At 39.5% G+C, this 13,272-nt stretch carries 12 protein-coding genes and 1 pseudogene; 10 read left to right on the top strand and 3 right to left on the bottom strand.

The genetic code is table 11. The annotated features are described in order from the left end of the window. Positions 1–10: 10 nt before the first annotated feature. Entirely contained in the window at positions 11–388 is a 378-nt protein-coding gene (locus IO68_RS29240) for a MerR family DNA-binding protein (RefSeq protein ID WP_023013868.1), read from the bottom strand. Positions 389–488: 100 nt separating this feature from the next. On the opposite strand from IO68_RS29240, the gene IO68_RS29235 reads away from it, so the two are divergent. From IO68_RS29235 to IO68_RS29225, 3 genes are all read left to right on the top strand, one after another. Further along, entirely contained in the window at positions 489–1,583 is a 1,095-nt protein-coding gene (locus tag IO68_RS29235; RefSeq protein WP_023013867.1) for an SDR family oxidoreductase, read from the top strand. A gap of 142 nt (positions 1,584–1,725) precedes the next feature. Next, positions 1,726–3,273: an esterase-like activity of phytase family protein gene (locus IO68_RS29230; protein WP_023013866.1), complete on the top strand. Its 1,548-nt coding sequence runs from the start codon at positions 1,726–1,728 to the stop codon at positions 3,271–3,273. A gap of 66 nt (positions 3,274–3,339) precedes the next feature. Next, the gene (locus tag IO68_RS29225) at positions 3,340–4,221 is read left to right on the top strand and encodes a hypothetical protein (RefSeq protein ID WP_023013865.1); all 882 of its coding nucleotides are present in this window, start codon (positions 3,340–3,342) and stop codon (positions 4,219–4,221) included. Positions 4,222–4,269: 48 nt separating this feature from the next. Here the strand turns inward: IO68_RS29225 and IO68_RS29220 are convergent, their stop codons facing one another. Then, positions 4,270–5,157, bottom strand: a complete 888-nt coding sequence (locus IO68_RS29220; protein ID WP_004877895.1) for an SDR family NAD(P)-dependent oxidoreductase — start codon at positions 5,155–5,157, stop codon at positions 4,270–4,272. A gap of 249 nt (positions 5,158–5,406) precedes the next feature. Next, positions 5,407–6,683 (bottom strand): annotated as a pseudogene (locus IO68_RS29215) (O-acetylhomoserine aminocarboxypropyltransferase/cysteine synthase family protein). A 305-nt stretch (positions 6,684–6,988) separates the two neighbouring features. On the opposite strand from IO68_RS29215, the gene ettA reads away from it, so the two are divergent. The 7 genes from ettA to IO68_RS29185 all read left to right on the top strand — a co-directional run bounded on the left by ettA (position 6,989) and on the right by IO68_RS29185 (position 13,268). Further along, positions 6,989–8,650, top strand: a complete 1,662-nt coding sequence (gene ettA, locus IO68_RS29210; protein WP_007480773.1) for an energy-dependent translational throttle protein EttA — start codon at positions 6,989–6,991, stop codon at positions 8,648–8,650. Positions 8,651–8,856: 206 nt separating this feature from the next. Beyond that, on the top strand, positions 8,857–9,450 hold the full coding sequence (locus tag IO68_RS29205; RefSeq protein WP_023013864.1) for a hypothetical protein: 594 nt from the start codon (positions 8,857–8,859) through the stop codon (positions 9,448–9,450). Between the two features lie 218 nt (positions 9,451–9,668). Beyond that, positions 9,669–10,061, top strand: a complete 393-nt coding sequence (locus IO68_RS29200) for a cation efflux protein, CzcI-like (protein ID WP_413540715.1) — start codon at positions 9,669–9,671, stop codon at positions 10,059–10,061. Between the two features lie 177 nt (positions 10,062–10,238). Then, on the top strand, positions 10,239–10,850 hold the full coding sequence (locus IO68_RS29195; protein WP_023013862.1) for a methyltransferase family protein: 612 nt from the start codon (positions 10,239–10,241) through the stop codon (positions 10,848–10,850). 159 nt (positions 10,851–11,009) lie between these two features. Further along, positions 11,010–11,183 (top strand): hypothetical protein, encoded by a 174-nt coding sequence (locus tag IO68_RS34020; protein WP_004877880.1) that lies wholly within the window; start codon positions 11,010–11,012, stop codon positions 11,181–11,183. 203 nt (positions 11,184–11,386) lie between these two features. Next, a complete protein-coding gene (locus IO68_RS29190; RefSeq protein WP_031234859.1) occupies positions 11,387–11,785 on the top strand; it encodes a cation efflux protein, CzcI-like in 399 nt (132 codons plus the stop codon). Between the two features lie 55 nt (positions 11,786–11,840). After that, the gene (locus tag IO68_RS29185; protein ID WP_023013860.1) at positions 11,841–13,268 is read left to right on the top strand and encodes a TolC family protein; all 1,428 of its coding nucleotides are present in this window, start codon (positions 11,841–11,843) and stop codon (positions 13,266–13,268) included. Positions 13,269–13,272 lie beyond the last annotated feature (4 nt).

Here is a 13,272-nt window from a genome sequence, read left to right as displayed (position 1 = left end):
TGAAAAATAGTTAATTTAATTCAGGAATAGGACAATCCTGTCGTAACGGACAAGGCTCTCCTTGAGTAAATCGGCTCAGCATCAGTTTAATTTGATTAAGTTGAGCAATTTTTTCGTCAATCACATCGAGTTTCTCTTGGAAGATGTTGTGTACTTGATCTGCAGGAATTTCTTGTTGCGCCGTCATTGCTAAGATTTGCTTAATTTCATGGAGTGAGAAACCAAGGTTTTTTGCTGTACGAATTAACTGGACTTGCTGAAGTGTTTGTTCTGGATAATCTTTATAACCATTATTGCGGGTGATTGAATGAATCAACTGCATTTTTTCATAAAAGCGAATGGTATCTCGACTGAGGTTAGTTTGTTTTACAAGTTCACCAATCAACATTTCATCACCTTTTTTATTATTTGCTTAAAAAACATCTTGACCATTGAGTGTACTCCATCCTTTAGCCTATTCCTACATTGAATAAAATGAGTCATTCACAATGGAAAATAAAGATTTAAATAAGCAGCAGACACAAATTGCGTTTGTTGCAGGTGCTACAGGTTTTATTGGGCGCTTTTTAATTGCTGAGTTATTGCAGCAAGGACATCAGGTTTTTGCATTATTACGTCAAAAAGCTAAACAACAAGCAGAGCTAGAGACATGGCTCATTCAACGAAAAGTTTCTTTAGAAAAACTCACATACATTCAAGGTGATATTACCCAACCAGACCTTGCAATATCGACGTCCGATTGGCTGAAATTGGGTACCGTCAATACGCTTTACAATGGAAGTGCTTTATTTGCATGGAATCTCAGTATGCAACAAGCCCGTGCTGTGAATGTTGAAGGTGCTGTAAATTTACTGCGTTGTATGCAGCAACATTGTCCGTTACGACGTGTTGTTCATGTTTCAGGATTTATGCTGACTTTAGAGCAACATTTGCAGCAGATCGGAATTGATTCAGCATCACCTGAGCAAAGTAACTGGCAGCAGATTTATGCCCGTCAAGGCGCTTATGAGGCTTCGAAAATAGAGGCACATTATGCATGGATATCACAAGCTAAGCGGTTGAATTTAGATTGGACGATTATTCATCCAGCAACGGTTGTTGGAGATGCAAGTACAGGTGAAATACCTGCAAACCAACCGATGGCGCATATGGTCGATTTATTAAAACGTAAAAAAATGAGTGCCATTCCTGCGACACCACAACACTATTTACCACTTGTGACCGTCGACTATCTTGTGCGAGTGATCAGTCATGCCGCTACTGAGCCAAGCTTAATACAGCGTGAACTCTTGGTTGCAAATCAACAGCGATTTGTTCTTGCTGAAATGTTGAATATTATCGCCGCACAAGTGAAACAAAAAGCACCGACGCAATATGTACCATTGTCTGTACTGCGAATGATTTTAAGATGGAAATGGTTGGCGCAAAAATTAGAAATGTCCGCAGAAATGTTGGACTTTATCCGAACAGAACCGCTGAATACTTCACAGCTAATGCAACTCATCCAAAAGTGGGATATTCAAGAAACGGACTTAAGAAAAGCTTTGGAAAAAACCAGTCTTTGGGTTTATCAACAACCATAACCTGACGATAAAAGCGGCAAGCTGTGGATAAGTTTAAACTTATTCACATCGTCGGTTGTCATAGATTGGTGATCTTTTGTTCATGGGATTGTCATTTTTGCTTCTTAGCATGAAGGCTCTTTGGCAATGATGTTTGTAAACAATGAAAAAAACACCGCTCACTTTGGCTTTATTGGCTTCGATGGTTGTATTGACTGCATGTTCTGATGGGGATAATGGTCAAAATGGATTAAACAGCTTGATTCAACAAACGCCTTTAGCGTTGGGTAATGATGATTGCTGGAGCGCTGGAACACGTATTGAAAGTGGTCTGGATAAAAACAAAAATGGTCAATTGGATGCCAATGAAATCGAGCAAAGTTCGGTACAGTGTGGTGCCAACTTATTTGTACAAGGCATTGCATTACCTTATGAAATTTTAGCGAGCTTTCAGCCAAATGGCACAACCATTGATAGCCCATTTTCCCTTCGTCAAGGTGGCTTTGGTTCTGACGTTGCGGCACATCCCACGAATAAAAAACAGTTTTATGCGATTACCGATCGTGGCCCAAATGCTGACTATGATGATGGTGTTCATGGTGCGGGTAAGATTTTCCCGCTTCCAGATTATGTCCCTAAAATTGGTTTGTTTGAGGCGCAAGATGATGGTTCAGTTAAACTGATCAAAACGATTTTATTGAAAGATCGTAATGGGAAAAATATCACGGGCTTACCGAATACTGCTGCTCTCGGTGGCACTGGTGAAACTCCTTACGACATCAATGGTCATGTAATTACCGTTGATTCAAGTAAGCCTTATGATCCTGTGACGAATCCGATCAAGCTGGATGACTATGGTCTTGATAGTGAAGGTTTGGCTGCATTGAAAGATGGCACATTCTGGGTTAGTGATGAATATGGGCCTCATATTGTTCATTATGATGCTAACGGGAAAGAGATTGGCCGTATCAATCCTTTTGCGAACGATGCCCGTAATACGCTTACCTTGCCGCAAGAGTTTAGTTATCGCCGTGCCAATCGTGGAATGGAAGGTCTAACGATTACACCTGACCAAAAAACATTGGTTGGGATTATGCAATCCACCATGAATCTGCCAACCAAGGCAGTCAATAAATCAACGCTGACCCGTATTGTGACGATCAACCTAGAGACGGGTAAGGTTGCTCAATATCTTTATCGCCAAGAAATTGCAGCAAACTCAAATTCAGCGATCGTTGCAATTAATGATCATGAATTTTTAGTTCTTGAACGTGATGGTAACTTCCTCAAAGACGATCCGAATATCATGAAACATGTATATCGTATTGATCTGAAGGATGCCACCAATCTAGAAAATGTCGCGGCTCAAGGTGACTTACAGCAAGATCCAAAGTTAGGTTTGACCATCGCAGGCAAAACACTAGAACAGTATGTTTTGGCGCAAGGGTGGGAAGGTTTACAAGCCTTAAATATTCAACCTGTCAGCAAAACCTTGGTATTGGATATGGGCAAACGAGTGAGTTATGCACATGACAAAATGGAAGGCTTATGGTTGATTGATCATCAGCATCTTGGTGTGCTGAATGATGATGACATGGGACTTTGGAGAAATGGCAACGGTTTAGAGCAAAAATATCTAGATAATGCGCGTATGCGTGTCGATACGCCAACCTTATACGTCGTTGATAAACTGAATCTGTTCAATCCATAACAATACTTGAAGCCCAAAAGCAAAACTTTTGGGCTTTTTTAATTCACTTTTTTAAGAAGAACCAAGATGAAAATAAATAAACTGACCTTGATGACTTTACTCACTATTGTTGTGTTGCCATCGCTTAGCTACGCTTCACCTAAAGTGACTTCTCGCGAGTACAAACTATTATTAGATCCCAACAATTTTAGTTATGGTAATGAAGCAAGTAATGTAAATAGCTATTTTAGTCAGGCGAAAACAGCCATCGAAAATAAAATAAGCCGTAATGTCACAGGGAATATGAGTCTCGATACGCAACGTGAAGTCCGTTTTTATGATACTCAAGGAAGCTGCCCATTGAATAATATGGGCTATAGCTTTAGAGAGCGTATCGAAAATGGCGCGAAAGAAGTCACTTTGAAATATCGTGGTTATGATCACTACATTACTGATTTTGAAGATATGAGCAGTAGCGTATCAGGTGCGAAAACCAAGCTTGAAGATGATATTACCCGTAAGGATAATTTGAGTTTTCTTGTGGTTGCAAGCAAGTCTACGACAGTTCCAACGTCAAGAACGATTAATGATTTTGAAGACATTAATACTTTATTTACGGGCTTTAAAAACAATTACACTTTTAGTAATAGTCAAAGTTTACAACAGGTTGGTGGTTTAACTATTTATGAACGTAAATATGATGGTGCAACCATTGATTTAGGTGAGTTTGATGCCGATTTGGAAATGAGCTTGTGGTATACCCAGATGCCTTATACAGGATTGAAGCCTGCTGTGGTTGAGGTGTCATTTAAGTACGCAGATGCAAATGCGGATTACACCAAAAAAGTCGTGGCACGAGCAGCTTTAAGCTTTAGTGCTTTAAAGGGTTTAACGCAATATAACGCACCGAGCTCAACAGCCACCAAAACCCAGTTTGTATATCAATACCAACCAAGTTTCTGTAATTAAATAATAAAAAAACCTCCCATTAAGGGAGGTTTTTTATGTCATTCAAGATTACCAGTGTTCGCCTGGGAACAAACGGGCATAAGCACGTTGCACAAGATTAAGTTTTTCTTGTTTACCGATTGAAGCTGTTGAGCTAGGGAACAAGTTAAAACCAATCGACATTAAAATGTTGTTAATGTCAGGTGCAACCGCGTACGTAATCGATGCAAGACGACCAAGGTTTGTCGCGATTTTCTTCGGACGTTTTACGATTGCATAAGCAATCAAATCAGCCGCTTCTTCTGGAGAAAGCGTTGGTACATATTTATAGATCTTAGTTGGTGCGATCATTGGTGTGCGCACTAAAGGCATATAAATCGAAGTAATTGCAATTTTGTGCGAATGAACTTCTGCCGATAAGCAACGGCTAAATGCATCAAGCGCAGCTTTCGATGCGACATAAGCCGAGAAGCGTGTTGCATTTGCCAATACACCAATCGAACTGATGTTAATGATTTGACCGTCTTTGCGTTGCATCATGTGCGGTAATACATTGAGAACTAAACGAACTGCACCGAAGTAGTTCAACTGCATGGTACGTTCAAAATCATGGAAACGATCAATCGATTCATGCACCGCACGACGAATAGAGCGACCTGCATTGTTGACCAAAATATCAATATGATCTACTGCTGCAAGAATCTCTTTAGAAACCGCATCAATCGAATCCATGTCATTTAGATCACATGGGAAAACAGATGCTTTACCGCCTTCTGCTTCGATCTCAGCTTTAACTTCGTCTAATTTTTCCTTGGTACGAGCAAGTAGTAAGACATGTGCGCCAGCTTGAGCAAGATACTTTGAAACCGTTAGACCAATGCCACTTGATGCACCTGTGACAATGATTGTTTTACCGTCGACTTTTTGCTGAAAAAGTTTTTTGAGTTTTCCGTTCATGTAAGTTACCTACATTAATCAAGCTGTTGTTTGCAATGTCTTCTTATTGCGATTAAACATTGCACTTTATTTTGTATGTATATTAACCGATATTTTTTGTTTGTCCAGTGTAAATATTTGAAAAATAATAATTTTTTTAGAGTAAAAACTCTAAAACAAAGTGTTGTAATAGTTGAAAAAGCAATAATATTTTTTGAGATTTGAACAAAAAATAAGCCTCACTCAGGAGGCTTATTGATTTCATTAAAATTAAACTTGAGCAAGGGCTTGTTCGAGGTCAGCAATCAGGTCATCAACATGCTCAATCCCAATAGACAAGCGCACGAGGTCTTCACTGACACCAGCTGATTTGAGCTCTTCTTCGTTCAATTGACGATGTGTTGTTGTTGCTGGATGACATGCCAAGCTTTTTGCATCACCAATATTTACTAAACGTGTAAATAGCTGTAATGCATCAATAAAGCGTGTGCCACCTTCGCGGCCATCCTGTACACCGAAAGAAAGGATGGCAGAAGGTTTCCCTTTCACATATTTTTGAGCCAGATTATGCTGTGGATGGTCTTTTAATCCTGCATAATTTACCCATTTTACTTTTGGATGTTGTTTTAAATATTCTGCAACTTTGATGGCATTTTCAGTATGGCGTTCCATGCGTAGATTCAGTGTTTCCAATCCCTGTAAAATGAGGAATACACTGAGTGGGCTAATTGCAGCCCCTGTATTGCGTAAAGGAACGACACGCGCACGCGCGATAAACGCAGCTTCACCCAATACTTCAACATAGTTCACGCCGTGATAACTTGGATCAGGTGTATTTAAGGCTGTAAGCGTTCTGGATATTTACCCCAAGGGAATTTACCACTATCGACAATGATGCCGCCAATGCTATTGCCATGACCACCGATATATTTGGTGAGTGAGTGAATTACGATATCTGCACCAAACTCAAACGGCTTGAGCAGAGCAGGTGTTGCAACCGTATTATCTACAATCACAGGAACGCCATATTCATGTGCAATCTGAGCGATCGCTTCTAGGTCGATGATGTTGCCGAGCGGATTACCAATCGATTCAACAAACACCAATTTGGTTTTTTCATCAATAATTGAGCGTAACGCTTCAGGGTTTTGATAATCAAAAAAACGAACTTCAACGCCTTGCTTTGGCAAAGTGTGCGCAAATAAATTATAGGTACCGCCATATAGCGTGGAAACTGATGCAATGTTGTCGCCAGCTTCGGCAATCGTTTGAATTGCATAAGTGATGGCAGCCATACCTGATGCTAAAGCCAATGCACCAATCCCACCTTCCAGTGCTGCGATACGTTGTTCAAGGACCGCAGTGGTTGGATTCATAATCCGTGTATAGATATTGCCTTGTACTTTTAGATCAAATAAATCCGCACCATGTTGTGTATTATCAAAGGCATAAGATGTGGTTTGATAAATTGGTACAGCGACAGCTTTTGTAGTCGCCTCTGGTGAATATCCCGCATGAATGGCTAAAGTTTCATCTTTATAGGTCATAATTACATCATCTACGTGAGTTAAATAATAAGCGAGTGTAGCTTAAAAGCTATCCAAAATGGTGCATAAATGATGTGATTTTTAGCAGTTTTATTCATATCAATCTCAATAAAATTGCATTTATCCAGAGACCTACTGTGATTGAGCTGATCGTGTAATGTCTTGAAAAAGAAAATCCTTTTAAAGCAAACAAACAAATCTCAACTTAACTTCAAGTTAAAGGGCTTTTCAGCGTATAATACGTCCGATTATTTTTCGCTTATTCTGATTAGCGATGTATTGGTTTTTCAATTGAGGAGTCCTGCGTGGCCCAATATATTTATACGATGAACCGAGTGTCTAAAATGGTTCCGCCAAAGCGCGAAATCCTGAAAGACATCTCTTTATCATTTTTCCCAGGTGCAAAAATTGGTGTACTTGGTTTAAACGGTGCAGGTAAGTCAACCCTACTCCGTATTATGGCTGGCGTAGATAAAGATTTCTCAGGTGAAGCTCGTGCACAACCAGGGATCAAAATCGGCTATCTAGAACAAGAACCGCCTTTAGATCCAACCAAAGACGTTCGTGGTAACGTTGAAGATGGCGTACGTGAAGCACTTGATGCTTTAGAACGTCTTGATCAGGTTTTTGCTGAATATGCTGAACCAGATGCTGATTTTGATGCGCTTGCGAAAGAGCAAGAAAAATTAGAATCAATCATCCATGCATGGGATGCACACAACCTCAATAACCAACTTGAAATTGCTGCTGATGCATTGAACCTTCCTGCTTGGGATGCTGATGTATCATTACTTTCAGGTGGTGAGCGTCGTCGTGTTGCATTATGCCGTTTATTACTTTCTAAGCCAGATATGTTGCTTCTCGACGAACCGACGAACCATTTAGATGCTGAATCAGTATCTTGGTTAGAGCGTTTCTTGAAAGACTTCCCAGGTACGATTGTTGCGATTACGCATGACCGTTATTTCTTGGATAACGTTGCTGAGTGGATTCTTGAACTTGACCGTGGACATGGTATTCCTTACCAAGGTAACTATTCTTCTTGGTTAGAACAAAAGAATGCGCGTTTAGAGCAAGAACAGAAACAAGAAGAATCTTTTGCTAAAGCATTGAAAAAAGAACTTGAATGGGTTCGTTCAAATGCCAAAGGTCAGCAAAAGAAAAACAAAGCGCGTATGGAACGTTTTGAAGAGCTTAACTCTAAAGAATTCCAACAGCGTAATGAAACGTCTGAAATCTACATTCCACCTGGCCCACGTTTGGGTAACAAAGTTGTGGAAGTGGAAGGTATCAGTAAATCATTTGATGGTCGCTTACTTTATGAAAACCTAACTTTCACTGTACCTCCTACAGCGATTGTCGGTATCGTAGGTCCAAACGGTGCGGGTAAAACCACTTTATTCCGTATGATGACGGGCGAGCAGCAACCTGATACAGGTACTGTGACTTTAGGTGAGTCAGTTAAAGTGGCTTACGTGGGTCAGATTCGTGACACCTTGGATAATAACAAAACGGTTTGGGAAGAAGTTTCTGGCGGTTTAGATATCCTAAAAATTGGTGATTACGAAATCGCGTCACGTGCTTACATCGGTCGTTTTAACTTCAAAGGCCAAGATCAGCAAAAACGCGTCGGTGAATTGTCTGGTGGTGAACGTAACCGTTTACAACTTGCGAAAATCTTACAGATGGGCGCAAACGTAATCTTACTGGATGAGCCATCGAACGACTTGGATATCGAAACTTTACGTGCGCTTGAGGATGCAATTCTTGTATTCCCAGGTACAGTGATGGTGGTGTCGCATGACCGTTGGTTCCTTGACCGTATTGCAACGCACATCTTGTCGTTTGAGAACGAACAGCCAGAATTCTACACAGGTAACTATGCAGAATACGAAGCTTATCGTCAGTCTCGTTTAGGCGAAGATGCAACACAAAAACGCTCTAAATATAAAAAGATTACAGGTTAATTTTCTGTAACTTTAAAACCAGCCTAAGGGCTGGTTTTTTTATTTGTATCCTATTTAACGATTTTAAAAGTGATCAATAATAATAGTGATTAGAGCTATGAAAGAAAATTATTTAAAGGCCGTGGGTTTATACTTATATTTTTAATTTATAAAGATTAATATCAGCGCTCAATCTATTAAATGGTAAATATACCTTTTGGAAAATCATGAAAAAAATTAAACTTTTCTCAATTGTGGTAAGTGTGGCTGTTGCTACGCAACTTACAGGGTGTCTCTCAGTAAAATCATATGTTGATCCAGCTTATAAAACGATTGGTTATTCAAATATTGAAAGACCAAGCCAGCCAATTCCAGTCACGGTGGTGACTGAATTTCAAAGAAATGGTGTTGTGATTCCAAAAGCTGGTAAAGAGCTACAATCAATCGTTGATCGTAGTTTAAGGGCTACAGGTGTATTCTCGCCATCAGCACAGTCGAATGCTGCGAACCAAGCAAAATTGCATGTCACTGCAAATAACGTAGCCGATTTAGGTGAAGCAGCGGGCAAAGGTGCATTAACAGGTTTAACTTTTGGTGCGGTAGGGAATGCCGTCACTGATAAATATGAATTTAAATTTAAATATATTGATGCTCAGGGCAAAGAAACTTCTCAGCGCTATCCACATATGATTTTATCGACTGTTGGAAATAAAAAAGCGCCAGTTGAAAATGTACAACCGATGACGATTAATGAAGCATTTAATAAAGTTGTCGATGATGTTGTGATTCGTTTTACTTATGATTTGCAAAAACAGCAATAACTATCTAGCTCAGTAAAAAGGCTTTCTCGAAAAGTCTTTTTACTCTTTTAAAAAGTTATGACTTAAATAACACGCTTAAACCAGAGTCATCATTTAAAAAGAATTTAATTTAACAAATGATTAACTTTATTAAAACAAACTTATTAGTGAGTGTAATTTTATTACATTAATCTTGCCTGCTATAGTGCTGTTAAGCAATTTACGGTTATGGTGTTCTGTTGCGACGTTCTGCTGTATTGATGACAGTCTTATTGAGTTTGTTCATGTTCCAAAGTATTTGGAACGTGGCAGCTGCTTATTGCGGTCATGAAAATACAAGCAAGCAACTGATAGCGCCGGTGAATCATTTCGGACATCACTCATTACAAGAGACACAAGAGCAATCGGATCTTAAACAAAATTTCGCTGATGATACAACTTTACTGAGTTCACAAGATCATCACGATCATTTGCCTTCTTGTTTTCATGTCGTTGTTTTGGCAGCAGAGCAGAAGTTGAATCAACCGATTTTGTATGAGCATGAATTAAAACAACAATATGACTGGTCTAATTTTTATCAGTCTCCATATTTAACGGGATTAAACCCACCGCCTGTTTTAACCCTGCTATAGGTGGGGTAGCTGAAAAATAACCCACCAGAAATAAATTTATTTCAAAGGGTTATTCCATGCATAAAAATTTCTTAAAAATGCGTGATGTTTATGTGCCTATTGCCATATTTAAAAAATGGCATCGGCAGATTAGCGCTGATCTAGATTTCGATCCTGTCCCGATTGAGGGTAAATAAAATGAATATTTTATTTGCGCCTCGCGTAAGAACAATGAGTTCCAGAATCATCGGTTTGGCTTTGGCTGTTATTGTCGCGATGAGCTTTAGTGAATGGCATTTCCAAGCTCCATTTGTAGAACACATTCTATGGTTCTTTGGGTGGCTCTTTGTTGGTTTGGGGATAATGGGAAGAATCTGGTGCAGTATTTACATTTCTGGCTATAAGAATAGCCGATTAGTCACCCAAGGGCCGTATTCACTCTGTCGAAATCCACTTTATCTATTTAGTTATTTAGGTGGTCTCGGCATCATGTTTCTAACGGAGACTTTCTTCTTCCCAGTGATATTTTCTCTGTATTTCTTCTGCTATTACCATTATGTGATACGCCAAGAAGAAAAATTTTTGAGTAAAAAATATGGGAGCGAATATTTAGATTATTGCAATCAAATACCGCGTTTTATTCCCAGTCTCAAGAATTATAAAGAGCCTGAATATTATCAAGTCTCGCCCAAACATTTTCGTGTTTTCTTAGTACAAGTGGTCTGGTTTCTCTGGATCGCGGCTTTCGTTCAGCTGTTTGAAGAGCTGAGATTATTTGGTGTTATTCCATCTGTATTTAGTTTGTTTTAAGGAATAACAGTTTGGTGTTTTGAGTCTGCTCTAGAAAATGATTTTTTTATTTTTAAAGTAGGACTGAATTCATAAATATATGTCGCTTTGTTCATTTTATTTGGGTACTTAACCCAAAATTTTCATTGAACAGAGCTTCTTTTAGATAAGGTGAAGATTATGTTTAGTCAATTAAATGCAAAAGTATTGTTGGTTGTTTTACTTCTTTCCGCGACTGTCGCAAAGGCCGATGGTGGTTTGATTTTCTTAGAAAAAAATCTTAATGCTCAGAAAGAAACAAAGGCTCAAGTGGAGAAAAAGAGTCATCATACGACTGCTCAGCATAAGTGTTAATGATGGCTAGTAGGTTTGGAAACCAGTAACTTCTGTTGCTGGTTTCCATCCGATGATGTACCTATATTCTGTACGCTGACTGAATAAGCCTTGCGCTATGAAGTCATATTATTTTTTATTGCTTAGTCGAACAATGTAATTTTATTACATCAAGTTTAGTTGCTATAGTGCCACCTGAGCAATTTTTGTCTAAAGAGAAATTTTTGCGCCGTTTTAGTATTTTTATTACCGTCTTACTCAGTTTGTTCATATTCCAAAGTTTGTGGAATGTGGCAGCGGCGTATTGCGGCCATGAAAATATCAATGCAAAAACTTCGGTATTAACTCATTTTGGTCATCATATTCCTGAAAATCAGCATGTTGATACACAATCTACTTTGGTTAATGACCAAGATGCTGATTTACCTATGCCATTAAGCTTGCAAGATCATCATGATCATTTACCTTCATGTTTCCATGTGGTGGTGACTGAGGCTCAGCAACAGCTTGATGCCCCTATTTTAACAACACATGAATTAGAACAAAAATATTACTGGTCTAACTCTTACCAGTCTCCTCATTTATTTGAACTGAATCCACCGCCTGTACTGACCCCGCTATAGGTGGGGTAGCCGAAAAATAGCCCACCGCAATTTCATTTTATTTGCGGGGCTTTATATGTCTTTACGTTTAAATCAGCGTACCAATTTATCTCAGAATCGTGCGCTAAAAAAATCCTCCCATTTTTTATCGATAAAATGGTCGGTGTTATCAATTGCTTTAACCACGGCAGTGTTTGGGCAATCCGTTTCTGCTGAGTCTCTATTGACGGCTAATCAGCCCACAGTGAGAGAGATCCAAGATCGTTCTAGTTTTGAACAGATTTTAGAGCAGATTCGCACTTACCAAGCCAATCAATCTAGCTGGCAGACTCAGCAAAATATGGCGAGTGCCCAACTCAAACAGAGTGGGTTATGGGCAAATCCAAGTATTTCGATTGAACAAACAGGATTGCAAAGCAATCAGGATCAGGAGTTGGCAATCGGGATTTCTCAGCCACTTGACTTGTTTGGGCAGCGTAAAGCTGCGCAGAAAGTGGCGAAGTTATCTGCAAATCAAGTTGATTTAGAGCAGCAGCGTTATAACGCGGAATTGGCATTGATTGTGCAATATGCATGGTCACAAGTTGCGCTATGGCAACTAGAAAAATCTCTAATAGCCGAGCAGTTACAAGTCAGTCAGCAAAACCTAGACGCAACTGAAAAGCGCTATCAAGCAGGAAGTATTGCACAGGTCGATGTAGAGCGAGTTCGAATTGCCCATTTGGAAAATCAGCGTATTTATCAACAAGCTGATTTACAACTGCAAGTGGCTCAACAGCAGTTGGCTAGCTTTTGGGGAAGTGATTCAAATCAGTTCCGCATTTCACCCAGTGTCAATGAACTATGGTCTCGTGCAACACAGGTGAAAGTCGATCAAGAACAAATTGAAAATCTATTTGAACGAAGTTTACAGCTTGAGGCTCAGCGACAACAAGCCAGTATTGAACAACTTAAGGCAAAATCACGTCCTCAGCCGACAATGACGCTTGGGGTTAATCGCACACGTTCAGTTGATCAAAATACTGAAAACCAGCTGCGTTTAGGTGTGGAAATTCCCTTAAATATTTTTAATAAACAGAAATATGGAATTCAAATTGCTGAGGCAAAACAAACGCTCATTCAACAGCAGCAACGTTTCTACCGTCAGCAAAATCAGATGGATATCGAGATTCGTCTCGCTGAGTTAAAAGGTTTACAAGCACAATTTCAACAGCTGAATAACCAACAAATTCCATTAGCAACTCAAGTGCAGCAAAAAACCTTGCAAGGTTTTCGCTTGGGTAAGTTTGCTGTGACAGACGTACAGCAGGCAACAGTTCAACTGCAAGATGTTCGCCTGCGTAAGGTTCAATTATTGAAACAAGCATGGCAACTCAGTGTAGAAGTACAAAGTGCACGTATGGGGCTTCCTGTAGAACAGATCACAGCTAAAGATGCGTTGATGCAACTCAATCAACGTGTATGGCAACAAAGCAATGCATTTCCAAACCAACTAGGAGAATAACGAA

Origin of the sequence: Acinetobacter sp. COS3, assembly GCF_000475335.1 — a bacterium.
GTDB classification, from domain to species: Bacteria; Pseudomonadota; Gammaproteobacteria; order Pseudomonadales; family Moraxellaceae; genus Acinetobacter; species Acinetobacter venetianus.
This window is presented reverse-complemented; position numbering and strand designations above follow the sequence as displayed.

Excerpts from the sequence above, each read along its gene's own strand:
- IO68_RS29225 (WP_023013865.1), top strand. The coding sequence starts at position 3,340 with ATGAAAATAAATAAACTGACCTTGATGACTTTACTCACTATTGTTGTG.
- IO68_RS29230 (WP_023013866.1), top strand. The coding sequence starts at position 1,726 with ATGAAAAAAACACCGCTCACTTTGGCTTTATTGGCTTCGATGGTTGTA.
- IO68_RS29235 (WP_023013867.1), top strand. The coding sequence starts at position 489 with ATGGAAAATAAAGATTTAAATAAGCAGCAGACACAAATTGCGTTTGTT.
- IO68_RS29195 (WP_023013862.1), top strand. The coding sequence starts at position 10,239 with ATGAATATTTTATTTGCGCCTCGCGTAAGAACAATGAGTTCCAGAATC.
- IO68_RS29205 (WP_023013864.1), top strand. The coding sequence starts at position 8,857 with ATGAAAAAAATTAAACTTTTCTCAATTGTGGTAAGTGTGGCTGTTGCT.
- IO68_RS29220 (WP_004877895.1), bottom strand. The coding sequence starts at position 5,157 with ATGAACGGAAAACTCAAAAAACTTTTTCAGCAAAAAGTCGACGGTAAA.
- IO68_RS29185 (WP_023013860.1), top strand. The coding sequence starts at position 11,841 with ATGTCTTTACGTTTAAATCAGCGTACCAATTTATCTCAGAATCGTGCG.
- IO68_RS29240 (WP_023013868.1), bottom strand. The coding sequence starts at position 388 with ATGTTGATTGGTGAACTTGTAAAACAAACTAACCTCAGTCGAGATACC.
- IO68_RS34020 (WP_004877880.1), top strand. The coding sequence starts at position 11,010 with ATGTTTAGTCAATTAAATGCAAAAGTATTGTTGGTTGTTTTACTTCTT.